The organism is Ancylobacter sonchi (assembly GCF_018390695.1).
In the GTDB taxonomy this organism is placed as follows: Bacteria; Pseudomonadota; Alphaproteobacteria; order Rhizobiales; family Xanthobacteraceae; genus Ancylobacter; species Ancylobacter sonchi.
In genome coordinates this window covers 1-21,116 of the sequence record NZ_JAHBGF010000028.1, presented here as the reverse complement: position 1 = coordinate 21,116, position 21,116 = coordinate 1, and the positions used below count along the sequence as shown (strand labels likewise).

Genomic DNA, 21,116 nt, shown 5'->3' with positions numbered 1-21,116 from the left:
GACCAAGAATGCATCACCCCCGGTTGCGCAATCCCCCGGAAAAATGCCAGCATCGCCGCTGCCGGAACAAAAAAATACCGGCCCAGGGCAATCTTCCAAAGGGGAACAGCATGAGCCTCGTCACCCGTTTCGCGGCGGCCGCCGTGATGGTTGCGGCCGCGTTGAGCGGCGCCTCCGCCAAGGAATGGAAAACCGTCCGCATCGGCACGGAGGGCGCCTATCCGCCCTTCAACTATGTCGAGAACAACGAGCTCAAGGGTTTCGACATCGACATCGGCAAGGCGCTGTGCGCCAAGATGAAGGTCGAGTGCACCTTCGTCGCCCAGGATTGGGACGGCATCATCCCCGCGCTGCAGGCCGGCAAGTACGACGCCATCGTCGCCTCGATGTCGATCACCGAGGAACGCAAGAAGCAGATCGACTTCTCGAAGAAGTACTACAAGACCCCCGCCACCTTCGCGGTGCGCAAGGATTCCCCGATCACCGAGACCTCGCCGGCGGCGCTGAAGGGCAAGGTGCTCGGCGCCCAGGGCTCGACCATCCACTCCAACTATCTCGAGGACGTCTACGGCAAGGCCGGCGCCGAGGTGAAGCTGTACGGCAAGCAGGACGAGGCCAATCTCGACCTCGCCAATGGCCGCCTTGACGCCATCCTCGCCGACAAGGTGGTGCTGATGGAGTGGCTGGCCACCAAGGACGGCGCCTGCTGCAAGTTCACCGGCGCCGAATACACCGATCCGAAATATTTCGGCGACGGCGTCGGCGTCGGCATCCGCAAGAGCGATCCCGAGCTGGTGGTGATGTTCAACAAGGCGATCGACGAAATCCTCGCCGACGGCACCTACAAGACCATCAACGCCAAGTACTTCCCGTTCAGCGTCTACTGATCGCCGGGCGAGGGGGCCGGCCGCTTCCCCTGCCGGCCCCTCGCCTGTCGTGATCCGCCGCCCGAACTGCCGCCCGAGCTGCCGCGCCCCGCTTGAACCCCCTTCGGGGCCGGCCCATGCTCGCATCTGCCGAATCTGACGTGCTTCCGGGCCGCTGAGCCCGTCCTGGCCGCAAGCGGAGCGCCGTTCCCGGGATGGAATTCCTGACCCTGCTTTCCTTCGGTCCGGGCGGCTGGGGCGACGAGATCGCCCGCGGTGCCCTGCTCACCGTCGAGCTGGCCCTCGCCACCCTGCCCTTCGGCCTCGCGCTCGGGCTGCTCGTCGCGCTCGGCAAGGACGCGCCCTCGCCGGTCGTCCGGTCGGCGGCCACATTGTTCACCACCGTGTTCCGCGGCCTGCCGGAACTGCTGACGCTGTTCATCGTCTATTATGGCGGACAGATGCTGCTCACCCGCCTCGCCGGGTATTTCTGGCCCGGCGCCAATGTCGAGGTGAACCAGTTCCTCGCCGGCGTCGTCGCCCTCGGCCTGGTGCTCGCCGCCTTCTCCTCCGAGGTGTTCTACGCCGCGCTGAAAGCGGTGCCGCGCGGGCAGAAGGAAGCCGCCGCCGCGCTCGGCCTGCCGAAATGGCAGGCGTTCCGCCTCGTGGTCTTCCCGCAGCTGTGGCGCGTCGCCCTGCCTGGCCTGTCCAACAACTGGATGGTGCTGATGAAGGACACCTCGCTGGTCTCGGTCATCGCCATCAACGACCTGATGCGGCAGACCGCGATCGCGGTGGGCGTCACCAAGCAGCCCTTCTTCTTCTATCTGGTGGCGTGCCTCATCTATCTCGTCTTCTCCATCCTCTCCAGCCTGGTGCTGACCCGCGCCGAGGCGAGGGCCAGCCGCGGCCTCAAGCGGGCGGGAGCGAAATGATGCTGGATGCGCTCCTCACCCCCATTGGCCAGGGCTTCCTCGCGGTGGCCGGCTTTATCGGCCTCAACGCCGATCTGATGGACCGCTACGGCCTGCGCTTCCTGCAGGGCGTGTGGGTCACCGTCGAGCTGGTCGGGCTGTCGATGATCTTCGGCGCCATTCTCGCCCTGCCGCTCGCCGTCGCCCGCGTCGAGGGCGGCAGGATCACCTCCCGCCTCGCCTTCGGCTATTCCTATTTCTTCCGCGGCACGCCGCTGCTCGCCCAGACCTTCCTCGTCTATTACGGCGCCGGCCAGTTCCGCGAGTTCTTCACCGATATCGGCCTGTGGTGGTTCTTCCGCGACGCCTTCAACTGCGCGGTGTTCACCTTCACGCTCAACACCGCCGCCTATCAGGCGGAGATCCTGCGCGGCGGCCTGCAGAGCCTGCCGGTCGGCCAGAACGAGGGCGGCAAGTCGCTCGGCCTCACCCGCTACCAGATCTACCGCACCATCCTCTTGCCGCAGGCCTATGCGGTCGGACTGCGCCCGCTCGGCAACGAGGTGGTGCTGATGATCAAGTCGAGCGCCATCGCCTCGGTGGTGACGGTCTACGACCTGATGGGCGTCACCCGCCTCGCCTTCTCGCGCTCCTACGACATGGAGGTCTATCTGTGGGCCGCCGTGCTGTACCTGCTGATGGTGGAGATCGTGCGCCGGGTGTGGGACGTGCTGGAGCGCCGCCTCAACCGGCACGTCGCCGTGTCGCGCTGAGGCGTCTCACCCCGTCAGCCGCGCCACCTCGGCGCGCAGCACCGGCACCAGTTCGGCCTCGAACCACGGGTGCCGCTTCAGCCAGCCGGTGTTGCGCCAGGAGGGATGCGGCAGCGGGATGACCCGCGGTGCCTGCCGCGCCTCGAAGATCTCGCGCCAGCGCGTCACCCGCTCGGTCAGGCCGAGCACGGTGAAATCAGCCAGCCCCAGCCGCTTCAAATGATAGGCCTGCGCGCTCGCCCCCACCGCGACGATCAGCTCGAATGCCGGGCGCGCCGCGAACAGCCGGTCGTGCCACAGAGCGGCGCATTCCCGGCGCGGCGGCAGGTCGCCGCCCTTGGCGTCCTGGCCGGGAAAGCAGAACCCCATGGCGGCGATAGCTACCCTCGCCTCGTCATAGAAGCGCGCACGGTCGAGCCCGAGCCAGTCGCGCAGCCGGTCGCCGGAGGCGTCGTCGAAGGAGCGGCCGGAAGCATGCACCTTGGTGCCCGGCGCCTGCGAGGCGATCAGCAGCCGCGCGGAGGGGCCGACATGCAGCACCGGGCGCGGCGCATGCGGCAGCGGCTTGCCGCGCGGCGCCTCCACGCAGGCACGGCAGGCGCGGATTTCGGCGAGCACGGTGTCGAGCGGGGAGAGCGTGGCGTCCATCGCCCCTAAATGGTCGCGGGAGCGGTTCATGTCACCGCTGCCGGGCGCGAAAATCCGCCGGCATCTCAAAGGGGCCGGACCAGATGCCGCGCCCGGCAGCCCGCGCCGCCGCCTCTTCGCCGCGATAGGCGAAGGAGGTCGCCACCGCCCAGCCCTGTTCGACCATGAGCGCCCCGAGGTCGCGCCCGCCCGCCTGGCAGATCGACACCGAGCGCCCGTAGCGGTCGCCATCGACCGGCCGACACGTCACGCCATCCTTGCCGGCTTCGGCGACCGCCTGCTGCATCGCCTGCTTGGCCCGCTGCCCGCAGGGCCACGACGCGCCCGGCGCGCCGCAATTCTGGTGCAGCTCGGGCGCGTCGATGCCCTCCAGCCGCACCCGCGTGCCGCCGAGCTCGAAACTGTCGCCATCGGCCACCCGCATGGCGCCGTCCAGCGGCGGCACGAACCGCTCGATCACCAGCGCCGCGACGATCATCACCGCCGCCACCAGCACCGCATGCCAGGTCGACGGCCGCCACCTGCCGCGCCGCGTACCGCCCGCCGCCGGAAACCGGCGAGGCACGCGCCAGCGGCCACCCGGAGCCCGCACCCGCTCAGGCGTCCGCGACGCCGGCTTCCGCAAAGGTCGCCATGCCGCCATGGCAGGCGACAGCGGCCTTGATCACGCCGATCGACAGCGCCGCGCCGGAGCCTTCGCCGAGCCGCATGCCGAGGTCGAGCAGCGGCTTCATCCCCAGCCGCTCCAGCACCCGGGCATGGGCGGGCTCGGCGGAGACATGGCCGGCGAAGCAATGGTCGAGCGCCGAGGGGTCGAGCGCGTGCAGCACGGCGGCAGCAGCCGTCACCACATAGCCGTCGATCACCACCGGCACGCGCTGCATGCGGGCGGCGAGGATGGCGCCGGCCATGGCGGCGAGTTCGCGCCCGCCGAGCCGGCGCAGCACTTCCAGCGGGTCGTCGAGATGACCCCGGCAGCGTGCCACCGCCGCCTCAACGGCGGCGATCTTGGCCGCCAGCACCGCGCCGGTGGCGCCGGTGCCAGGCCCGACCCATTCGGTGGCGCTGCCACCATAGAGGCCGTGGAAGATCGCCGCCGCCACCGTGGTATTGCCGATGCCCATCTCGCCGAGGCACAAGAGGTCCGGCTCGCCCGCCAGCGCCTCCATGCCGAAGGCCATGGTGGCGGCGCATTCCGCCTCGGTGAGCGCGTCCTCTTCCACGATGTCGCGGGTCGGGATGTCCAGCGCGAGGTCGAACACCCTGAGGCCGGCGCCGAACACGCCGCAGATCTGGTTCACCGCCGCCTTGCCGTCGGTGAAGGTGGCGACCATCTGCTTGGTCACTTCCGGCGGATAGGGCGAGACTCCGCGCTTGGCGACGCCGTGGGTGCCGGCGAACACCGCGACCGTCGGGCGGTCGATGCGCGGGATTTCGCGCCCCTGCCAGCCGGCGAGCTTGATGGCGATTTCCTCGAGCCGCCCGAGCGCGCCCGGCGGCTTGACCAGTTGCCCCTGCCGCGCCCGCGCCGCTGCCTCCGCCTCGGCATTGATCGCCGGCAGGGAGAGGAACAGGTTGCGGATGTCGTCGAAGGGAAGCCCGGTGGCGGTGCGCTGCATGGGTCTCTCGAAGGTTCAGGTCGCGAAGGTCCGGCCACGGGGAGAAGGGAAAAGGCCGGGCGATGAAGCGTGGGCGGGGTACGCCCTCCCCGCCCGCGAGGCAACCGATAAATGGGAGGTGGACGGAAGCGCCATGTATGCGTCCGAAGGCACGTCACGATGGCCCTACTGTCAGGTCGATGACATCCGTATCATATCGAGATACAGCTTCTTGCAATACGTATCACCATGAGATACATATGACGCATGAGAATGCGGTCCAGCTATGATCCAGAGCTTCAAGGGAAAACAGGCTCGGGCGGTCTGGAACGGCACGAGCGGCAAGGGTTTTCCTGCTGATCTGCTCCGCGTCGCCCGGCGCAAGCTGGCCATGCTGAATGCCGTCGTCACCCTCGAATCCCTGCGGGCACCGCCGGCCAACCGTCTGGAGCAACTGAAGGGCGATCGCACTGGTCAGCATTCTCTTCGCATCAACGATCAATTCCGCATCTGCTTCGTCTGGCGTGACGGACACGCCCATGATGTCGAGATCGCCGACTATCACTGAGGACAGCCCCATGCACGGCCCCCTGCCCCCCATCCATCCCGGCGAGATCCTCCGCGAGGAGTTCCTGCTGCCGCTGAACCTCAGCCCCTATGCGGTGGCCAAGGCGGTGCATGTGCCGCGCACCCGGATCGAGCGGCTGGCGCGGGAGGAAACACCGGTCACTGCCGACACCGCCCTGCGGCTCGGCCGCCTGTTCGGCACCGGGCCGGAATTCTGGATGAACCTCCAGGCCGCTCACGACCTCGTGCGTGCCGAGCGGGCGGCCGCCGACGTCACGGACATCCGGCCGCTCGACAGCGCGGCCTGATCCACCGCGCGCACGGTGGGACCGGAGCGCCGGCTGACGCCACGCGGCGATTTCTGCTACGGGAAGCCGCATGAGCGCCCTGTCTCCCACCTTCTGCAGCGAACTCGACCAGTTGTTCCACTGGCGGCGGGACGTCCGGCATTTCGAGACCCGGCCGCTGCCGGAAGGGCTGCTCGATACCCTGCTCCGTCAGGCCCATCAGGCGCCGAGCGTCGGGCTCAGCCAGCCCTGGCGCTTCGTGCGGGTCGCCTCGGCGGCGCGGCGGGCCCGGATCCGCGCCATCTTCGAGGCCTGCAACGCCGAGGCCCTCGCCGCCCAGGAGGAAGAACGCGCCAGCCTCTATGCCCGGCTGAAGCTCGCCGGGCTCGACGATGCGCCTGAGCAGGTCGCCGTCTTCGTCGACACCGAGACGCAGATCGGCCATGGCCTTGGCCGCGCCACCATGCCCGAGACCCTCGGCTATTCCGCCGTCCTCGCCGTGCACACGCTGTGGCTGGCGGCGGCGGCGCGGGGGATCGGGCTCGGCTGGGTATCGATCCTCGATGCGCCGGCGGTGACGGCGGCACTGGAGGTGCCCGGGCACTGGCGGCTCATCGCCCATCTGTGCATAGGCTATCCCCGCGCGCCCTCCGATATCCCGGAGCTGGAGCGCGCCGGCTGGGAGCACCGCCTGCCGCCCGGCGACGTCTTCCTGCAGCGCTGAGCGAAGCCGCATCCCATGCCTCTGCCGCCAACCACACTCATATACCTTCCGGCGACGCTGCGTTTCCTCACACGGCTGCCGGTGCCGCGCTTCTCATGGGAACCGGAGGACGGCCCTCCCGACCTCGACCGGCTCGGCCCCTGCTTCCCGCTCGCCGGCGCCCTCATCGGCCTGATCGGCCTCATCGTCCACCTCACCAGCCTGACCGTCCTGCCCGGTTTCATCGCCGCGACGCTGGCGGTCGGGGCGATGACCCTCGCCACCGGGGCGCTGCACGAGGACGGTTTCGCCGACACCGCCGACGGGCTCGGCGGCATGAATAGCGAGCGGCGCCTCGCCATCATGCGCGACAGCCGGCTCGGCACTTTCGGCGCGGTGGCACTGCTGCTGGCGACGCTGCTGCGCATCGGCGCCCTCGAAGGATTGGCCACGATTTCATGGGCCGGTGCCGCCGGCGCCCTGCTCGCCGCCGCGACCTTGTCCCGGCTGGCGGCGCTCGGCTTGATCGCCGCCCTACCCTCCGCCCGCCCGGACGGGCTCGCCGGCCGCGCCGGTCGCCCCTCGCGCGCCACACTGTGGAAGGCGGGGATCGCCGCCATCGCGATCTCCGCTATTTCCGTTTTAATGACAATGGGTTGGGTGGAATTCCTCAGCGGCCTTCTCGTCGCCGCATTGGCGTGGAGCGGCGTCGTCCGCCTTGCGTCGGCCAAATTTGGCGGGCAAACCGGGGACGTCGCCGGTGCGGCGGCGCTGACCGTCGAGATTGCGTTCCTTCTGGGGGCGCTTATCTTCGCGCGGTCGATCGGATGAACCGCCCGATTCCAATGCCCAACCGTGTTTCTACCCCCTGTATCGGAGTGTGCGCACTCGATGCCGACGGCCATCGTTGCCTCGGCTGCGGACGCACTCTCGAGGAGATCGGCGCCTGGCCCAGCCTAGACGAAACCGCGCGCCGCGCGATCATGAACCGCCTCGCCCGGCAGAACCGCCGCGAGTCCCGGAGTCGCGTGTCCCAGAGCCGCGAGTCCGCCCGATGAACGCCGACCGCTTCATGTGGGTGGTGGTGATCGGGCTTGCGGCCGGCATCGCCTTGATCCTGTGGAATGCCGAGGCCGGCGGCGTCGCCGGGCTCACCACCAACCAGCTCACCCGCCTGGTCGCCCTATCGGCGCTGGCGCTGGTGGTCGGAGCCGGCGCGGTCGCCGCCTTTGCCGGCCGGCTCGGCGACGCGCTGCGCGCCGCCGCACTGTGGCTGGTCATCTTCGCCGTGCTGGGCGTCGGCTACGCCTATCGCTTTGAAATACATAGTGTTGCCTATCGCGTGCTGGCCGAGCTCGCCCCCGGCTACGCGGTGCCGGTCGGCCACGATACCGGCCCGGCGATCGAGGTGGCCCGCGCCCGCGACGGCGATTTCAACATCCGCGTCGAGATCAACGGCAACCGCATTCCGATGCTGGTCGACACCGGTGCCTCCAGCGTCGTGCTCACCCCGGAAGACGCGGTGGCCGCCGGCCTGCCGATGGAACTGCTGCGCTACGACATCCCGATCGACACCGCCAATGGTCGCGGCCGGGCCGCCGCGGTGGTGCTCGACCGGGTGTCGATCGCCGGCAGCATCGAGGAGCGTCAGGTCCCGGCGCTGATCGCCAGCCCCGGCACGCTCAAGCACAGCCTGCTCGGCATGACCTTCCTGTCCCGCCTCGACAGCTTCGAGATCCGCGGCGAGAAGCTGGTGATGCGGGCCAAGGCGCTGGATCGCTGAGGGCGCGCCCTCAGCCGGAGACCAGCGCCGCCAGGAAGCGCAGCCCCATCAAGGCGAGATAGAGGCCGAAGCCGACCTCCAGCTGGCGCTTGCTAAAGCGATGCGCCAGCTTCGCGCCGAGCGGCGCCGCCAGCACCGCCACCGAGCCGACCAGCACGGCGCCGGGCAGCGAGATGAAGCCGACCGACAGCGGCGGCAGCTCGGCGAGGTGGGGCCAGCCGCCCAGCACATAGCCGATCACACCAGGCACCGCGATCAGCGCCCCGAGCCCGGAAGAGGTGGCGATCGCCGTATGGATCGGCACCCGGTAGAGCGACAGGATGGCGACCGCGATGCCGCCGCCGCTGATGCCGACCAGCGAGGCGATCACGCCGATGAACGCCCCGTAGAGCCGCATCGGCCACGGCCCGGGCAGTTGGTCAGCCAGCACCCAGCTGTCGCGCGCGAACAGCAGCCGGATCGACATCAGCACCGCGAAGACCACGAAGGCCAGTTGTAGCACCCGGTCCGGCGACACCGCCGCCAGCGCCGTGCCGGCCAGCACGCCGATGACAATCGGCACCACCCATTGCCGCAGCACGCCGGTATTGATCTTGGTGCGCGAGCGATGGGCGAAGAAGGAACGCAGCGCCGTCGGCAGGATGATGGCTAGCGCCGAGCCGACCGCGAGATGCATGCGCAGCGCGTCGGGTACCCCGACGGCGCCGAACACCTCGTAGAGGACCGGCACCACGATGGCGCCGCCGCCAATGCCGAACAGGCCGGCGAGGATACCGGTGGCGAAACCGGCGGCGAGCAGGATCCCGACCAGCCACAGGATCTGGTCGAGGGGAAGCGACGCGATCATCATGCCACCAGTGCCCGGCGTTCCTCGGCGCGGCGGACTTCGTCGACCGCGGCCCGCAGCACGTCCAGCCCCGCCTCCGGCTTCACGCCCTCGATGGCGAGCCGGCGGCGATAGGCTCGCGCGCCGGGACGGCCGGTGAACAGGCCGAGCATGTGGCGGGTGATGTCGTGCAGCCTTCCGCCAGCCTCGAGATGCGCGGAGATGTAGGGCTCGAAGGCGGCGACGGCGGAGAACCCGTCGGCATGCGGGTCTTCCGCGCCGAACAGCCGCGAATCGACATCGAGCAGCAGCTCCGGCTGCTGATAGGCGGCGCGCCCGAGCATGACGCCGTCGACATGGAGGAGATGCGCTTCCGCTTCCTCCAGCGAGCCGATGCCGCCATTGATGATGACCGGCACATGCGGCAGGCGCTGCTTCAGCCGGTAGACCCGGTCGTAGTCGAGCGGCGGAATGTCTCGGTTCTCCTTCGGCGACAGCCCCTGCAGCCACGCCTTGCGCGCATGCACGGTGAGCGTGTCGGCACCGGCCTCCAGCACGGCGTCGGCCAGCGCGTCGAGCGCCACTTCCGGGTCCTGCTCGTCGACGCCGATGCGGCACTTGACGGTGACGGGAATACCGACCCCCGCCTTCATCGCCGCAACGCAGGCGGCGACGAGCACAGGATCGCGCATCAGGCAGGCGCCGAAATTGCCGCCCTGCACCCGATCGGACGGGCAGCCGACATTGAGGTTGATCTCGTCATAGCCCCACTCGGCGGTAATGGCGGCGGCCTTGGCCAGAGCCTCGGGATCGGAGCCGCCGAGCTGCAGCGCCACCGGATGTTCGACGGACGAGAAGCCTATCAGGCGCTCCCGATCGCCATGGATCACCGCATTGGCGGTGACCATCTCGGTATAGAGCAGGGTCCGGGCCGACAGCACGCGATGGAACGCCCGGCAATTCCGGTCGGTCCAGTCCATCATGGGCGCCACGCTGAATCGCCAAGAGCTTGGAATATCTAGATTTGTCTTTTCTATCAGCAATTTAATAGGCCCTTAGCGTGTCAGCATCAGTCACGGAAATTCGGGACATTGCCCCATTTTTCAACCTCCGGTACAACGATGTTGTACCAAGAACGGGGCGTGTTGTACCGATGGGATCGATCCTAGCACGGCGCAGGTCGGACGGCACCGTCGGCTATACCGCGCAGATCGTCCGCAAGCGCGGCAAGGAATTCCTGCATCGAGAGGCGAAGACGTTCGACAAGGAGCGGGAAGCGAAGGCTTGGCTTCGCTGGCGCGAGGCCCAGCTGGATCGGCCCGGCGGCCTCACCCCTGTGCCGAAGGCGACGTTGGCTGAGGCCATCGACCGCTATCTCAAGGAGACCACCAAGGCGCCGGGCAAGACCAAGGCGCAGGTGCTGAGAACCATCAAGACACTTCCCCTCGCCGCCATGGATAGCGCCGCAATCGGCAGCGAGGACATAGTTGCTTTCGCGCAGGGACTGCTCGAAGGCGGACGGCAGCCGCAAACGGTGAACAATTATCTCAGCCACTTGGCATCGATCTTCGACATCGCAAAGCCTGCATGGGGCATCCCGCTGGACAAGGAGAAATTCAAGGCGGCGTTGGTGGTGCTGCGACGGCTCGGCACCACCTCGAAATCGAAGAAGCGTGACAGGCGCCCTACCCTCGCCGAGCTCGATCGAGTCCTCATCCATTTCACGGAGCGGCAAGCGCGCGCGCCGGACTCCGCGCCGATGGTCAAGATCGCGCTCTTCGCCCTCTTCTCCACTAGGCGTCAGGAGGAAATTACCCGGCTGCTTTGGGCGGACTTGGACGAACGCCACAGTCGCATCTTGATACGCGATATGAAGCACCCTGGGCAGAAGCTCGGCAACGATGTGTATGTCGATCTGCCACCAGAGGCGCTAGCCGTGATCAAGTCCATGCCAAGAACGGGCGATCGCATCTTTCCATTCTCCACTGACGCGATCAGCGCCGCCTTCACGCGGGCGTGCCATGTACTCGGGATAGACGACCTGCACTTTCACGACCTGCGACACGAAGGCGTGTCGCGGCTTTTTGAGATGGGGCGGACTATCCCTCAAGCCGCAAGCGTGTCCGGGCACCGCTCTTGGCAATCGTTACAGCGATACGCACACCTGCGCGAGACCGGCGACAAGTACATCGGCTGGCGCTGGCTCCCGAAGGTAGATCCGTGAACGGCTTGCCCCATGCTGCGAGCCCTGCCGCGCTGACGATTTTGTGCGTCGCGCGGACTTTCTCCCGATTGGGCACATAGCGCGGCGGCTGGGTCGGAGTTACCTTATTTGACGTAGCGGGCGCCGATGCCCGCATGAGCAACCATCCCCAGCCACCTCCCACCCAGGGAGTTAAGTATGCCGGCTAATGATAATACGCCACGCCTGATGTCCGTCGCCGACGTCGTGCGAGAAATCGGTCTCTCGCGGGCCGAGTTGTTCAAGCGGCGGGCCGCGGGCACTTTCCCGGCTGCTGTGCCGCTCGGTGATCGTCGGATCGCATTCATTCGCGCCGAGGTCGACGCATGGATTGACGCCCGCATCGCCGCGCGCGACCTGCGGAGCGCGGCGTGATGGTGAACTTCAATCGAGAATATGCCGCCTACCGGTGGTCGAAGCTGACGCCAGACGAGCAGGCCGAACGCTTCCGCAAGGACGCCATCGCCTGCATCGTCTCCCGACATGCCCGGCTCCGCGCCGAAGGCATGTTCCACGGCAATTCCGACGACCCGATGGATTGGCACCTGAAGGCTATCGACCGTTTCATCGACCTTGTGTTCGTCCAGGTTCGAGATGACGACGAGGCATGTGAAGCGGCAGCCAGTCTTACCTGGACGGTGGACGGTGAATGCCGGGGTCAGATTCCGGACTTTCTGCTTTACATGCGGGCCGGTGGTCCGCGCGTGCGCGCTGCGCTGTTGAAGGAAGGGTTCGTCGCGGGCAACGCGGTCGGAGCACTCTACGTTAATGCCACGAGCAAGGTCATACTTCGGGAGTATTTCCGAGAAGCCGGACACGCCCTTCTGATGGACGAGGAGGAGATGGCTACGATGGCCGCGCTCCGAACAACCGGGACAACCGTCAGGATCTATCGCGGAACGGGAAGGCCTGCCGAGGTGACGAGCGCCCGATGCCGAGGCATGTCCTGGTCGCGCGACAGGGCGACCGCAGAGCGGTTCGCGAACGGCAACGCCTGCGGAGGTAGCTGGGCCGCAGTTCTGACTTGCGATTACCCGGTAAAGCACATTCTCGCCCTGTGGGAGACATCCGGCCGGGAGTCGGAGGTGGTCATAGATCCCACCAAGGCCAGGAACATCTTCGAAGAGCTGCACGCCTACGTCGAGCCAGCAGCCCGCGCCGCCTAGCCACCTGCCACCATCACCTCATCCACCACCGTGACCCGCCAGCCGCGCGCTGTGCGGGAAGGAGGAAGTATGTCCGGGATTCACCCCTTGGGCGCCTATACACACGTCTACGCCGCCGCGCTGCGTGTCGCGATGGAGCCGCACTACATGATCGAGGTTCCGTCATGCCGGCTGATCGAGCCATTTAACGCCACGGCGGATGAACACTGGTCTGACGCCGCAGAGGCCGAGCTAGGTGCCGCACTGCCCTTCAGCATGGAGGTCGACGATATCGGGAGCGACCGCGGTACCGTCGTCGTCCGCTTGGCGATCGTTGCTCCCATCTATGCTCCCCTGCCGGCACGGGTCGTCTCCCATGCCGAACTGGCACGCATCTGCCGAGCGGCGGGGATCGAGGAGGTGCGCGATCTGGATGATCTACGGTACCGCCCGTTTAGCGCCCTGCTCAATCAGGAAGGGCAGGTCATGAAATACTTCTTCCCTGACCAGGATGAGGCACCCGAAGTGCCTGTCCTCCGGCGCGCCGCCTAGCCCTACCTGCACCAGCAGCCGCCCGCATCGCGCGGGCAATAGCAACCTCCTGATGGAGGACTCCCCTTTGAAGATACTCAGCATCCGCCTGGCCCCGCCGGGATCGGGAACGCTTGCCCATGCCGATATCGATGTCGGAGGGCTGCGCATCTTCGACGTCGTCATTCGACGAGCCGCGGACGGCTCTCCTCGCGCCTTCCCTTCCGAGCGCGGCAGGAAGGCGACCGTGAGCTTCAGCATCGACCTCGCTCAGTCCATCACCAGCGCCGCATCCTCGGCGATCGGAGGCAATGGCCGTGACGCAGACGCAGCGTAATTCCTACCGTGCCATCAAAGACGCCGCCTTGTCCGACCTTGCCGCTTGGGTGCCCGCCCTCGGCCTTCCCCGTCTCAAGCGCACCCAGTCCGGTTACAGCGCCGTCGCAGGCTTCCGGTCTTCTCGTCGCGCGGGCCTGCCCAATGCAAAGCGTCCGCGCGCACTGTCCTTCAGCAACCGCGGCATCCGCGACCATGCGGAGGGACAGAGCTATAGCCCTATCGATATCGTCGTCGCCTGCCTCGGCCTTGACCCACGGTCCGCGAAGGACTGGCTTTCCGATGCCCTGGGCGGCACCGTGGCGGCGGCAGATCGCCCCGCACCGCCACCGCCGCTGTCGATCGTCCGTTCGCCTCGATCGATGGGCGAGGCCGTACTTCGCCGCTGGGCGCAATGCATCCCCATCACCGGGACATTGGCAGAGGCATATCTGGCCAGCCGGGGGCTCTCCTACGACGGCGACGCTCTGCGCTACTACCCGCGCGATCAGGCAATGGCCGCGCTGGTGACGGACCCCGCGACGGGCGACGCCCATACGATTCAGTTCACCTACCTGGACGAACAGGCTCGCAAGCTCGATCGCCTATTCATGAAGGGCTATCCGTCCACCGGCGTGGTGAGGCTTTCGTCGGACGACTCCGTCACCACAGGGCTCGCCATCGCCGAAGGAATAGAAACTGCCCTAGCGGCGCCCTTCCGGCCAGTATGGGCCTGTCTCGTGGCGAACAACCTCTCAGCATTTCCAGTGCTGGGCGGCATCGAGGCGTTGACGATCTTCGCGGATCACGATGCCGCCGGCTTGGCCGCTGCAAACGACTGCGGTGCGCGCTGGCACAGCGCGGGAGCGGAGGTGACCATCGTCACACCGGCTTGCGCGGGTGCCGATATGGCCGATCTGGCGGAGGCGGCTTGATGGTAAGGCTCAATGTTTTGACGTCCAAGAGCGAACCGGGCGAGGCATTCCAGCCCCTGAAGGCTGCAAACGATAACACTGCCGGCAAGCTGAAGCTGGTGCGCGCCCTCGATTTCGAAGAGGCCTCAATCCCCGTCCGACAGTGGATCGTTCCCGGCCTGCTCATCCGCCGACACCTGTCGGTACTGGTGGCGCCACCGGGTGCTGGCAAGTCCCTGCTGACCCTGCAGGCCGGCCTTGTCATGGCCGACGGCGAACCGTGGGGCGGGCTGCGTCCAAGGGGCTCCTACAATGTCATGTGGGTGAACAGCGAGGATGACGTCGACGAAATGCAGCGGCGCCTGGCCGCCGCCCTGAGGGCAATGAAGCTTGATCGCCGCGCGCTGGCCGATCGCCTGTTTCTGGCGGAAGATCCGTCGAGCATCGTCGTCGCCCAAACCGATCCCAAGACGAAGACGGTCACTCGCCTGCCGTTGGCGGATACGTTGATCGCCACGATGAAATCAAACGGGATTGACGTGCTGGTGGTCGACCCCTTCGCTGAGACGTTTGAGGGAGACGAGAACTCCAACTCCGAGGTGAAGTGGGCAGCCGCGATCTGGCGCGATGTTGCACGCCAGGCCAATGCCGCCGTGCTCTTGGTGCACCACGTATCGAAGGCTCTATCCGCGGCACCAGGCGACATGAACGCCGCCCGCGGCGGCAGCGCCTTGGTGGGCGTGGCGCGCACCGTGGTCACGCTGTTCAGCATGTCGGACGTCGATGCGAAGGTATTGGGGGTGCCCGAAACGGAGCGTCATATGTTCGTGCGGTTCGACGACGCGAAGGCGAACCTGACGCTCACGACGGGGGCCGCGAAGTGGTTTCGAAAGGAGACTATTCGCCTCGCCAACGGCACGCCGGAGCAGCATGGTGACGATGTCGGCGTGCTTCATCCTTGGGTTCCGCCGAATGCCATGGACGCCATCACAATACCGATAGCCAACACCATCCTTGATGAACTCGCGAAGGGCCTGGTGGACGAGGACGGAAAGCAAACCGGTTCTCTTTATGCCTACACTGACTCCAAGAGGGGACCGCGCTGGGCGGGTCACGTCGTCATCCGCCACACCGATGTCGTGCCAGAGCAGGCGGCATCGATCCTCAAGGCGTGGAGGTCTAACGGCGTCATTGAGGAGGTCGAGTATCACGACGATGCCGAACGCAAGCCCCGTAAGGGCGTGAGGGTCGTCGAGGCAAACCGTCCGGGCCGGGCCGCCTAAGGGCTGCGCCACCACCGAAATTTGGTGGCGCATTGGTGGCGCAACGAGATTCAGAATTTCGGCTGCGCCACCACCAAATTGCCCTTAGTAAAAATCGGTGGTGGCGCAAGCGCCATCCACCAATTGCGCTGGTGGCGCATTGGTGGAGCACCGCCGATTGTTTACTGCCGGGCAGGAGCAATCATGCCGGCTCCTCGCTAGCCTCAATCAGCGCGTCCAGTGTCCGCCTAACAACACTAGGGCTTGCCACCTCAGCATCCCGTATCTGGCGGGCTTCGTGGATCTGCTTGTGCGTGAGGCCGATGTCGGTAACTGAAACCGCTTCCAATCCAGAAGTGGTTTTTTCGTTGTTCGGTCGACGGACCTCCCCCCTCGCTTGAGCCGCATCATATTCATCGGCCAGTCGGCGGGAGGCCATGGGGGTACTCAACACTCCACGACCGTCTCGTCTAAGTACCGGCGCTGTCGTCGACAGCTAACGCCAATACAGAAAAACGCTGACTCACGCGCGCAAGCGCGCGTGCGAGGCCAGAGATGCCCGCTGGCGGCGATATCGAGGTGGCGGGCGAAACATCACGGAACGGGAGCGGCCCGTCAGGGGCCATTTGTGGGGTGGGGGGTATCCGAAGGTCTGGAGCGACGAAAACCTCGGACCGGCGGTGTCCCTTCATGCGCGATCCCGCGAGTTTTCGAGTTATTTTTTAAGGTGCCTGAATACCCCTGTACACATCCTGAATATTCGCGGCTTCGCGTCTTGCTGGACGGCGCCGGTGCGGGGTCCGCACGGCCCTGACTTCTGACCCAGCCCCCCTGTGCATTGCGCAGACGTTCTCGCGCGAGGGCGCGGGCGGGAGGCGGCGCGCAGCGCTATATTACTTGCGAGCCCGCGGAGACGGGCCGCCCCCACCATTATCAGGAGCTCGCCGATGACCTTCCACATGGACGGCGCGACCGTCCGTTCGCCTGAGCAACACCGTGCCGTCCTGGCCAGCTGGGCCATGCGCGCCCCGGTGAATGACAGCGACATCCTACCTCGCGACCGGCCGGGCAAGGGGCGCCACGCTGACCTTGCCGGCATTGCGCCCGCGCTGCGCACCTGGCGGGGCCTGTGCCAGCCAGTCGAACCTCTGACAACCAACTGGATGCTCGCCGCAGCCAACGACAACGCCGCGGATGAGCCGTTCGATTGCTACGAGGATGAATGGACGGAAGCCCCTCCGCCTCCCTCTGTCGACTCCGAGCTCGAGATGCGCCCGCGCCCCGAGGAAATCATGAGGGCCATGGGCGACGTCGAGGTGGCCTATTCGGAATACGGCGGGCCGGCAGTACCTGTGGGCGGCGATATGGACGTTCACCCTGGTGCAGCGCCAGCGATTGTCGGGGGCGCTCCCTGCGCCCCGCTGGCCCGGCTGGGCGCGCTCCGGTTCGCAGGCGGCGAGACTTATGAGACTGCCCTGATCCTCGACGAGCTCGACCGTCCGAGGCGCGGCGAGATCCGCATCCCCCGCGGCGCGCTCACGCACTGCGGCGAGTTCCCGGTTCGTGATCGCCTCGCCGCCTGGCGAGGCTCCGCAGGCGGTGCCGTGGATCCGCAGGCGATGGTGCCGCCGCCCAGCGTGGACGAGCGCATAGATGCGGGTCGCCTGGCGTGCCGGGTGCGGCAGCGGCTGAGTGCCGACGACGTCGCGGTGCTCGACGCTGCTCTTGAGGCGCAGAACTTCGCGGAAATCGGAAGGTTGTTCGGGCGTGGCGGAAAGACCGCCCAGCGTCGCGGGAAGAGAATGCTACGGGACGCTGTGGCCCGCCTTCAGGAGTTGCTGCAGGCGGCGTAGTCCCTTTCCGTCGCCTCGCGCGGAATAATAATGAAGGGTTGGCGAGCTCTTCAACCCCAATGATTAAGCCCCGCTTCGGCGGGGTTTTTCTTTTCATTTCACTATTGGCATGAGCCAAGGGCCAAACCATGCTTCCCCACCATCACGATCCGACCATGACCGTCTGCGAAGTCGCTGAACTGCTTGGTGTTTCCGAACACGACCTACGCTCGCGCCTTGCCCGCGGCGCCTCCGACTATGTAGGCGAGAAGACCAACGGGCGAATCCTGCTTTCGATAAGTGACGCCTACTTGCTCGGCATCGCCTATGCGCTGACCGCGGCCGGTTGGCCGGTGAAATCGGCCAATGCTGCCGCCGCGACCCTGGCCGGTGTCGAACCCGATCCTGGCGGGCTCGTACTGTCGCGGTGTCTGGGGCCAAGGCGTTTCGAGCTTCACGCCGGCACGTGGGCGGACCTGCACCCGCACGTCGCTGCCGCTGTCACTGTGATCGCGCCTGCTGTGATCTGGGACACGACTGTCCGCATCTCCTCGAAAATTATGGAGGGCTGAATGGGCCTCTTGTCAAAGAACAAGGCGGTGGCGGCCGAATCTTACCGCGTGCCGCCGCTGACCACCGTGCCGGAATATGCGGCGCTGATCGCCAAGCGCGCCGAGTTGCTGGATAAGCAGACCGCCACCATCCGCGAGCGCCGTAAGCTCGAGCAAGGTCTCGCCACCGCCCCGGTGCCTGCCTACCGCGCAGGCGTCGCAAGCCTGCTAGGTGAAGATACTGTCGCGCAGACCAGCGTCCACGGTCGACTCTCGGAGCTTTCTCAGCTTGACCGGGACGTGACCGCGGCCCTCACCGTCCTGGACCAGCGCCTGCGGGAGGCGCGCGGGCGCGCAAGCCGCCTTGTGTGCGACGAGGTGCGGCCCGAATACGGTCGTCGCGTTGCGGCTTTGTGCCGGGCCATGCAAGCCCTCGATGCCGAGCGAAAATCTTACGACGAATTGCGAAGCCAACTCGAAGTTGAAGACATCGCCTGGTCGACGCTTCGCCCGATGAATCTCGGCTGGATGGGCAATGCGTTTGATGGTGGTCATATCGAGGTCTTTTTGAAGAACGCGCGGGAGGCCGGTTACTATGGCAACTGAACGCGCCGACGCGAAGCCGGCCAAGAAGCCGCGGAAGATCACTGTGCGCGGCAAGACTTTCACAGGCACTGATAGAGATCCGATGGCTATCGCTCTGACTTTGCGCAGCGGCGGGATGGCCACTCGCCTCGCACGTCTGGAAGCCGCGGAGCGGAAGGTGCGCAGTGGGAAATGAGCAGGAGCGCCGTACCGAGGCAGCCCCGGAGACCCGAGGCACTTCGATCAGCGGCTATGCCGCGCGGTTCAACAGCCCGGCTGTGATCGGCGGCGCTTTCCGGGAGATACTTAGGCCGGGCTGCTTTCGACGCAGCCTTGTAGAGAGCCCCGACGTGCTCGCCCTGCTTCACCACGACGCCGGCAGGATCTTGGCGCGCGTGTCCGCAGGGACATTGCAGTTACGCGAGGATGAGAGGGGGCTGCGCTTCGAGCTCGAAGCCGACCCCAGCACTCCAGACGGGCAGACGGCGATCGGTACCGTAACGCGCCGGGACATCAGGGGCTGCTCCATCGGCTTTCGAGTGGTGGAGGAGGACTGGGACACCGACGCCTCTGGATTCCCCGTCAGGACCATCACAGATGTCGACCTCATCGAGATGTCGCTTGTGGGTTGGCCTGCATATGAAAGCACCAGCGCAGACCTCGGGGGGCAACGCAATGTTGCCGCGTCGGCGGAGCGCCTGCGTCGAAAGGCCGAAGCCGCCATGAGGCTGCGTGGGATCGGGTGACCGGGGGCTGGGCCAGAAGTCCAGTCGCCTCTGATCCTCGTATCAGCGGGGTCCCACAACGCGCGCGTCTGCAATTCAGAATATGACCCCTAGCGCTCCCTGTGACGCATAACTCTATGGGAAATCTATGAGATTCGTAGTTCCGGCCGCCATCTTGGCGGCCTTCTTCGTTTCGCCGGCTTCGGCCGAGCCGATTTCGGCAATCCTGGTCGCCTCGATTGGCCTCACCGGCAGCACTGCCGCAATTGCCTCGAGCATTTTGACTCTCGGCCTCGCCATCGGCGCCAGCTTCATTCCGAGTCCGGAGAAAGATCGATGACGGCCATCATCGCTCTCACCCAAAGCCACCCGACCCGCGCGGTTCATATCGCAACCGACTCTCGCGGCGTCGACGCAACCGGCCAGCGTTTCTCTCTGGCGAAATCCTTCCCGCTGCCGGAGCTCTCGGCGGCGCTTGCCGTGATGGGCACGAGTGAGTCACTTGGCGCACTCGCCACCGCGATTTCAATGCGCGCCGGCAACTTTGCTGACGCCGTCAAAGCCCTGCCGGACGCACTGCGTGCCGTGCAGGCTGCCCGTGCCGCGGCTGGTGAGCGGGGTTCGCAGCTGGTCGTGTTGGTCGGGTTTGACGATGTAACACCGCGGATCATCGTCTGTGCCACTGCATCGGATGCCGGGTTGGAACCGTGGGTCGCTCACGATGTCGGTACTTTCCACGCCAGCCCAGCGAGCACGGAAGCCTACAAGGCGATGCACTTGCCGGCGGATACGGACACCATCCGCATGGGCGACCTGCCGCGGATTATGGGCGTGATGCGGAACCTTGTGGCCGAGGCCCATCGGCACCTCATCGGCGGCCCCGTGGTGCTGACGTCGGTGTATCGCGACCGCATCGAACAGCGCCCTATCGGCGTCGTGCCGGAGGCAGTGCAGCGCCGCGGGCTGTTGGGGCGCGTGATGGGGCTCTAGGCTAAGCCTCGACCGCCTCATCGAGCGCCAGCCGAACCTCGGGCACCAGCATACGGGTGTCCTGCTTCACCAGGCACTGATCAATGCCGATCGCTTCGAGGGCAAGCAGGTGCTTGCTCTCGATAGGCTGGGCTCCCTGTTCCATAGCGATATAGACCTGGAACGGCACTCCCAGTCGATCAGCTAGTGCTTCCGGCGGCATCTGCCACTTTTCGCGGATGGCGGCGAGCTTCCTTGAGTCCACCAAGCCATCGTCCGCCGACGCCTGACTGTCCGGCGCGCCCATAAACCCCGCGATCAGCAGCGCGGCGGAAATCCTGAACTTCGAAAGGTGCTTCGTGAAGGACATGGTCGATCTCGTGCGATCAAGGCGTTGTTAGGCGAACCATCGCGCTCCGATTTTGTTCCGCTGATGGCAGTGTCAGACCCTAAGCGGCATGCCGCGTTGGGTATTGTGCGATCAACCGGATCTTGCTTAGAGACGCGTTGGCAGGTGAGCTCACGTCCACATGTAAGTGGCCGAGCGCATTGCGGGGAGCGCTCGGCCTGCCGGGCGCCACCCTGCTTGGGGGCGGGGGCGACGAGGGGCGGCGCTTCAATATGGCATCCCCGTTTCCGCGAATAGTTAAACTTTCGCAACTCTGGAATGTAATTTTCCGTGGTGCTGCCTTGGGATGACAACAATGTCGGCGGGAGCGCGGATCGTGGCTACACGAACAGGAAGTTGCTCGGGGTGAGGTCGGCGAGCTTGGCGTTCTGTAGCACGATGCCGTCGTGGCCGTCCCAGATCACCACGTCGGTGCCGTTCTGGAACGCCGCCGTCAGCACCGCTCCGATCGAGGTGAAGATGTCGCTGTCGAACACTACCCGGTCGCGCGTCACGTTCCAGTCGACGAAATAGTCGACCCCGCTACCTTGCTCCAGGATCGCGTAGTCGTAGCCGGCGCCGCCATAATAGGCGTCGGTGCCCTTGCCGCCGGTCATGTAGTCGTTGCCGTTCTCGCCGAACAACCGGTCGCTGCCGTCATGGCCGTACAGGCTGTCCGAACCCCCCGCGCC

Annotated in this window: 29 protein-coding genes; 21 read left to right on the top strand and 8 right to left on the bottom strand. The window is 66.3% G+C overall.

All coding sequences use genetic code 11. From position 1 onward, the window contains the following. Positions 1-110: 110 nt before the first annotated feature. From KHC28_RS15510 to KHC28_RS15500, 3 genes are all read left to right on the top strand, one after another. On the top strand, positions 111-887 hold the full coding sequence (locus KHC28_RS15510; RefSeq protein WP_214009273.1) for an ABC transporter substrate-binding protein: 777 nt from the start codon (positions 111-113) through the stop codon (positions 885-887). A 194-nt stretch (positions 888-1,081) separates the two neighbouring features. Continuing rightward, positions 1,082-1,801 (top strand): ABC transporter permease, encoded by a 720-nt coding sequence (locus KHC28_RS15505; protein WP_214009272.1) that lies wholly within the window; start codon positions 1,082-1,084, stop codon positions 1,799-1,801. Further along, positions 1,801-2,553: an ABC transporter permease gene (locus KHC28_RS15500; protein ID WP_214009271.1), complete on the top strand. Its 753-nt coding sequence runs from the start codon at positions 1,801-1,803 to the stop codon at positions 2,551-2,553. The genes KHC28_RS15505 and KHC28_RS15500 overlap by 1 nt, the downstream gene beginning before the upstream one ends. Positions 2,554-2,559: 6 nt before the next feature. Here the strand turns inward: KHC28_RS15500 and KHC28_RS15495 are convergent, their stop codons facing one another. From KHC28_RS15495 to cobT, 3 genes are read right to left on the bottom strand one after another with little or no spacing between them, the layout of a single operon-like run. Beyond that, entirely contained in the window at positions 2,560-3,231 is a 672-nt protein-coding gene (locus tag KHC28_RS15495; RefSeq protein ID WP_246564893.1) for a uracil-DNA glycosylase family protein, read from the bottom strand. Position 3,232: 1 nt separating this feature from the next. Then, positions 3,233-3,766 (bottom strand): thermonuclease family protein, encoded by a 534-nt coding sequence (locus KHC28_RS15490; RefSeq protein WP_312893217.1) that lies wholly within the window; start codon positions 3,764-3,766, stop codon positions 3,233-3,235. A 31-nt stretch (positions 3,767-3,797) separates the two neighbouring features. Continuing rightward, positions 3,798-4,820, bottom strand: coding sequence for a nicotinate-nucleotide--dimethylbenzimidazole phosphoribosyltransferase (gene cobT / locus KHC28_RS15485; protein WP_214009270.1), 1,023 nt, complete (start codon positions 4,818-4,820; stop codon positions 3,798-3,800). 265 nt (positions 4,821-5,085) lie between these two features. On the opposite strand from cobT, the gene KHC28_RS15480 reads away from it, so the two are divergent. The 6 genes from KHC28_RS15480 (at position 5,086) to KHC28_RS15455 (ending at position 8,139) form a co-directional block, all read left to right on the top strand. Further along, entirely contained in the window at positions 5,086-5,367 is a 282-nt protein-coding gene (locus KHC28_RS15480; RefSeq protein ID WP_214009269.1) for a type II toxin-antitoxin system RelE/ParE family toxin, read from the top strand. A gap of 10 nt (positions 5,368-5,377) precedes the next feature. Next, the gene (locus tag KHC28_RS15475; protein WP_214009268.1) at positions 5,378-5,674 is read left to right on the top strand and encodes a HigA family addiction module antitoxin; all 297 of its coding nucleotides are present in this window, start codon (positions 5,378-5,380) and stop codon (positions 5,672-5,674) included. A 70-nt stretch (positions 5,675-5,744) separates the two neighbouring features. Further along, the gene (gene bluB / locus KHC28_RS15470) at positions 5,745-6,377 is read left to right on the top strand and encodes a 5,6-dimethylbenzimidazole synthase (protein WP_214009267.1); all 633 of its coding nucleotides are present in this window, start codon (positions 5,745-5,747) and stop codon (positions 6,375-6,377) included. A gap of 15 nt (positions 6,378-6,392) precedes the next feature. Continuing rightward, on the top strand, positions 6,393-7,187 hold the full coding sequence (cobS, locus tag KHC28_RS15465; RefSeq protein WP_214009266.1) for an adenosylcobinamide-GDP ribazoletransferase: 795 nt from the start codon (positions 6,393-6,395) through the stop codon (positions 7,185-7,187). Continuing rightward, positions 7,184-7,414, top strand: a complete 231-nt coding sequence (locus KHC28_RS15460; RefSeq protein ID WP_312893215.1) for a DUF1289 domain-containing protein — start codon at positions 7,184-7,186, stop codon at positions 7,412-7,414. Before cobS ends, KHC28_RS15460 begins: the two co-directional genes overlap by 4 nt. After that, positions 7,411-8,139, top strand: coding sequence for a retropepsin-like aspartic protease family protein (locus KHC28_RS15455; protein ID WP_214009265.1), 729 nt, complete (start codon positions 7,411-7,413; stop codon positions 8,137-8,139). The genes KHC28_RS15460 and KHC28_RS15455 overlap by 4 nt, the downstream gene beginning before the upstream one ends. Before the next feature lie 10 nt (positions 8,140-8,149). On the opposite strand, the gene KHC28_RS15450 is transcribed toward KHC28_RS15455, so the two are convergent. Beyond that, positions 8,150-8,989 (bottom strand): sulfite exporter TauE/SafE family protein, encoded by an 840-nt coding sequence (locus KHC28_RS15450; protein WP_246564891.1) that lies wholly within the window; start codon positions 8,987-8,989, stop codon positions 8,150-8,152. Beyond that, positions 8,986-9,948 (bottom strand): tRNA dihydrouridine(20/20a) synthase DusA, encoded by a 963-nt coding sequence (gene dusA / locus KHC28_RS15445; RefSeq protein WP_214009918.1) that lies wholly within the window; start codon positions 9,946-9,948, stop codon positions 8,986-8,988. Before dusA ends, KHC28_RS15450 begins: the two co-directional genes overlap by 4 nt. 170 nt (positions 9,949-10,118) lie before the next feature. Between dusA and KHC28_RS15440 the strand changes: the two genes are divergently transcribed. The 11 genes from KHC28_RS15440 to KHC28_RS15390 all read left to right on the top strand — a co-directional run bounded on the left by KHC28_RS15440 (position 10,119) and on the right by KHC28_RS15390 (position 19,088). Continuing rightward, entirely contained in the window at positions 10,119-11,189 is a 1,071-nt protein-coding gene (locus KHC28_RS15440) for a tyrosine-type recombinase/integrase (RefSeq protein WP_214009264.1), read from the top strand. A 207-nt stretch (positions 11,190-11,396) separates the two neighbouring features. Further along, positions 11,397-11,582 carry a helix-turn-helix transcriptional regulator gene (locus KHC28_RS15435; RefSeq protein ID WP_246564889.1) on the top strand — a complete coding sequence of 62 codons (186 nt, stop codon included), beginning with the start codon at positions 11,397-11,399 and terminating at the stop codon, positions 11,580-11,582. Next, a complete protein-coding gene (locus KHC28_RS15430) occupies positions 11,582-12,373 on the top strand; it encodes a hypothetical protein (protein ID WP_214009262.1) in 792 nt (263 codons plus the stop codon). The genes KHC28_RS15435 and KHC28_RS15430 overlap by 1 nt, the downstream gene beginning before the upstream one ends. Positions 12,374-12,442: 69 nt before the next feature. After that, positions 12,443-12,904 carry a hypothetical protein gene (locus KHC28_RS15425; RefSeq protein ID WP_214009261.1) on the top strand — a complete coding sequence of 154 codons (462 nt, stop codon included), beginning with the start codon at positions 12,443-12,445 and terminating at the stop codon, positions 12,902-12,904. Positions 12,905-12,971: 67 nt separating this feature from the next. Then, a complete protein-coding gene (locus tag KHC28_RS15420; RefSeq protein WP_214009260.1) occupies positions 12,972-13,220 on the top strand; it encodes a hypothetical protein in 249 nt (82 codons plus the stop codon). After that, a complete protein-coding gene (locus tag KHC28_RS27885; RefSeq protein WP_214009259.1) occupies positions 13,201-14,133 on the top strand; it encodes a toprim domain-containing protein in 933 nt (310 codons plus the stop codon). Before KHC28_RS15420 ends, KHC28_RS27885 begins: the two co-directional genes overlap by 20 nt. Next, positions 14,133-15,395: an AAA family ATPase gene (locus KHC28_RS15410; RefSeq protein WP_214009258.1), complete on the top strand. Its 1,263-nt coding sequence runs from the start codon at positions 14,133-14,135 to the stop codon at positions 15,393-15,395. The genes KHC28_RS27885 and KHC28_RS15410 overlap by 1 nt, the downstream gene beginning before the upstream one ends. A gap of 926 nt (positions 15,396-16,321) precedes the next feature. After that, positions 16,322-17,227: a hypothetical protein gene (locus tag KHC28_RS15405; protein WP_214009257.1), complete on the top strand. Its 906-nt coding sequence runs from the start codon at positions 16,322-16,324 to the stop codon at positions 17,225-17,227. 155 nt (positions 17,228-17,382) lie between these two features. Continuing rightward, the gene (locus tag KHC28_RS15400) at positions 17,383-17,778 is read left to right on the top strand and encodes a hypothetical protein (RefSeq protein ID WP_214009256.1); all 396 of its coding nucleotides are present in this window, start codon (positions 17,383-17,385) and stop codon (positions 17,776-17,778) included. Beyond that, entirely contained in the window at positions 17,779-18,363 is a 585-nt protein-coding gene (locus KHC28_RS15395) for a hypothetical protein (RefSeq protein ID WP_214009255.1), read from the top strand. A gap of 164 nt (positions 18,364-18,527) precedes the next feature. Further along, positions 18,528-19,088, top strand: coding sequence for an HK97 family phage prohead protease (locus KHC28_RS15390; RefSeq protein ID WP_214009254.1), 561 nt, complete (start codon positions 18,528-18,530; stop codon positions 19,086-19,088). Positions 19,089-19,202: 114 nt separating this feature from the next. Here the strand turns inward: KHC28_RS15390 and KHC28_RS15385 are convergent, their stop codons facing one another. Continuing rightward, entirely contained in the window at positions 19,203-19,346 is a 144-nt protein-coding gene (locus tag KHC28_RS15385; RefSeq protein ID WP_214009253.1) for a hypothetical protein, read from the bottom strand. Between the two features lie 57 nt (positions 19,347-19,403). Between KHC28_RS15385 and KHC28_RS15380 the strand changes: the two genes are divergently transcribed. Continuing rightward, entirely contained in the window at positions 19,404-20,057 is a 654-nt protein-coding gene (locus KHC28_RS15380; RefSeq protein ID WP_214009252.1) for a hypothetical protein, read from the top strand. Between the two features lies 1 nt (position 20,058). Here the strand turns inward: KHC28_RS15380 and KHC28_RS15375 are convergent, their stop codons facing one another. After that, positions 20,059-20,406 carry a hypothetical protein gene (locus tag KHC28_RS15375; RefSeq protein WP_214009251.1) on the bottom strand — a complete coding sequence of 116 codons (348 nt, stop codon included), beginning with the start codon at positions 20,404-20,406 and terminating at the stop codon, positions 20,059-20,061. A 359-nt stretch (positions 20,407-20,765) separates the two neighbouring features. Continuing rightward, a partial coding sequence (locus tag KHC28_RS27765) for a calcium-binding protein (protein ID WP_376772711.1) occupies positions 20,766-21,116 on the bottom strand: 351 nt, incomplete at its 5' end.

Excerpts from the sequence above, each read along its gene's own strand:
- KHC28_RS15510 (WP_214009273.1), top strand. The coding sequence starts at position 111 with ATGAGCCTCGTCACCCGTTTCGCGGCGGCCGCCGTGATGGTTGCGGCC.
- KHC28_RS15505 (WP_214009272.1), top strand. The coding sequence starts at position 1,082 with ATGGAATTCCTGACCCTGCTTTCCTTCGGTCCGGGCGGCTGGGGCGAC.
- KHC28_RS15500 (WP_214009271.1), top strand. The coding sequence starts at position 1,801 with ATGCTGGATGCGCTCCTCACCCCCATTGGCCAGGGCTTCCTCGCGGTG.
- KHC28_RS15495 (WP_246564893.1), bottom strand. The coding sequence starts at position 3,231 with ATGAACCGCTCCCGCGACCATTTAGGGGCGATGGACGCCACGCTCTCC.
- cobT (WP_214009270.1), bottom strand. The coding sequence starts at position 4,820 with ATGCAGCGCACCGCCACCGGGCTTCCCTTCGACGACATCCGCAACCTG.
- KHC28_RS15480 (WP_214009269.1), top strand. The coding sequence starts at position 5,086 with ATGATCCAGAGCTTCAAGGGAAAACAGGCTCGGGCGGTCTGGAACGGC.
- KHC28_RS15475 (WP_214009268.1), top strand. The coding sequence starts at position 5,378 with ATGCACGGCCCCCTGCCCCCCATCCATCCCGGCGAGATCCTCCGCGAG.
- bluB (WP_214009267.1), top strand. The coding sequence starts at position 5,745 with ATGAGCGCCCTGTCTCCCACCTTCTGCAGCGAACTCGACCAGTTGTTC.
- cobS (WP_214009266.1), top strand. The coding sequence starts at position 6,393 with ATGCCTCTGCCGCCAACCACACTCATATACCTTCCGGCGACGCTGCGT.
- KHC28_RS15460 (WP_312893215.1), top strand. The coding sequence starts at position 7,184 with ATGAACCGCCCGATTCCAATGCCCAACCGTGTTTCTACCCCCTGTATC.
- KHC28_RS15455 (WP_214009265.1), top strand. The coding sequence starts at position 7,411 with ATGAACGCCGACCGCTTCATGTGGGTGGTGGTGATCGGGCTTGCGGCC.
- KHC28_RS15450 (WP_246564891.1), bottom strand. The coding sequence starts at position 8,989 with ATGATGATCGCGTCGCTTCCCCTCGACCAGATCCTGTGGCTGGTCGGG.
- dusA (WP_214009918.1), bottom strand. The coding sequence starts at position 9,948 with ATGATGGACTGGACCGACCGGAATTGCCGGGCGTTCCATCGCGTGCTG.
- KHC28_RS15440 (WP_214009264.1), top strand. The coding sequence starts at position 10,119 with ATGGGATCGATCCTAGCACGGCGCAGGTCGGACGGCACCGTCGGCTAT.
- KHC28_RS15435 (WP_246564889.1), top strand. The coding sequence starts at position 11,397 with ATGTCCGTCGCCGACGTCGTGCGAGAAATCGGTCTCTCGCGGGCCGAG.
- KHC28_RS15430 (WP_214009262.1), top strand. The coding sequence starts at position 11,582 with ATGGTGAACTTCAATCGAGAATATGCCGCCTACCGGTGGTCGAAGCTG.
- KHC28_RS15425 (WP_214009261.1), top strand. The coding sequence starts at position 12,443 with ATGTCCGGGATTCACCCCTTGGGCGCCTATACACACGTCTACGCCGCC.
- KHC28_RS15410 (WP_214009258.1), top strand. The coding sequence starts at position 14,133 with ATGGTAAGGCTCAATGTTTTGACGTCCAAGAGCGAACCGGGCGAGGCA.
- KHC28_RS15405 (WP_214009257.1), top strand. The coding sequence starts at position 16,322 with ATGACCTTCCACATGGACGGCGCGACCGTCCGTTCGCCTGAGCAACAC.
- KHC28_RS15400 (WP_214009256.1), top strand. The coding sequence starts at position 17,383 with ATGACCGTCTGCGAAGTCGCTGAACTGCTTGGTGTTTCCGAACACGAC.
- KHC28_RS15395 (WP_214009255.1), top strand. The coding sequence starts at position 17,779 with ATGGGCCTCTTGTCAAAGAACAAGGCGGTGGCGGCCGAATCTTACCGC.
- KHC28_RS15385 (WP_214009253.1), bottom strand. The coding sequence starts at position 19,346 with ATGCTCGAGGCAATTGCGGCAGTGCTGCCGGTGAGGCCAATCGAGGCG.
- KHC28_RS15380 (WP_214009252.1), top strand. The coding sequence starts at position 19,404 with ATGACGGCCATCATCGCTCTCACCCAAAGCCACCCGACCCGCGCGGTT.
- KHC28_RS15375 (WP_214009251.1), bottom strand. The coding sequence starts at position 20,406 with ATGTCCTTCACGAAGCACCTTTCGAAGTTCAGGATTTCCGCCGCGCTG.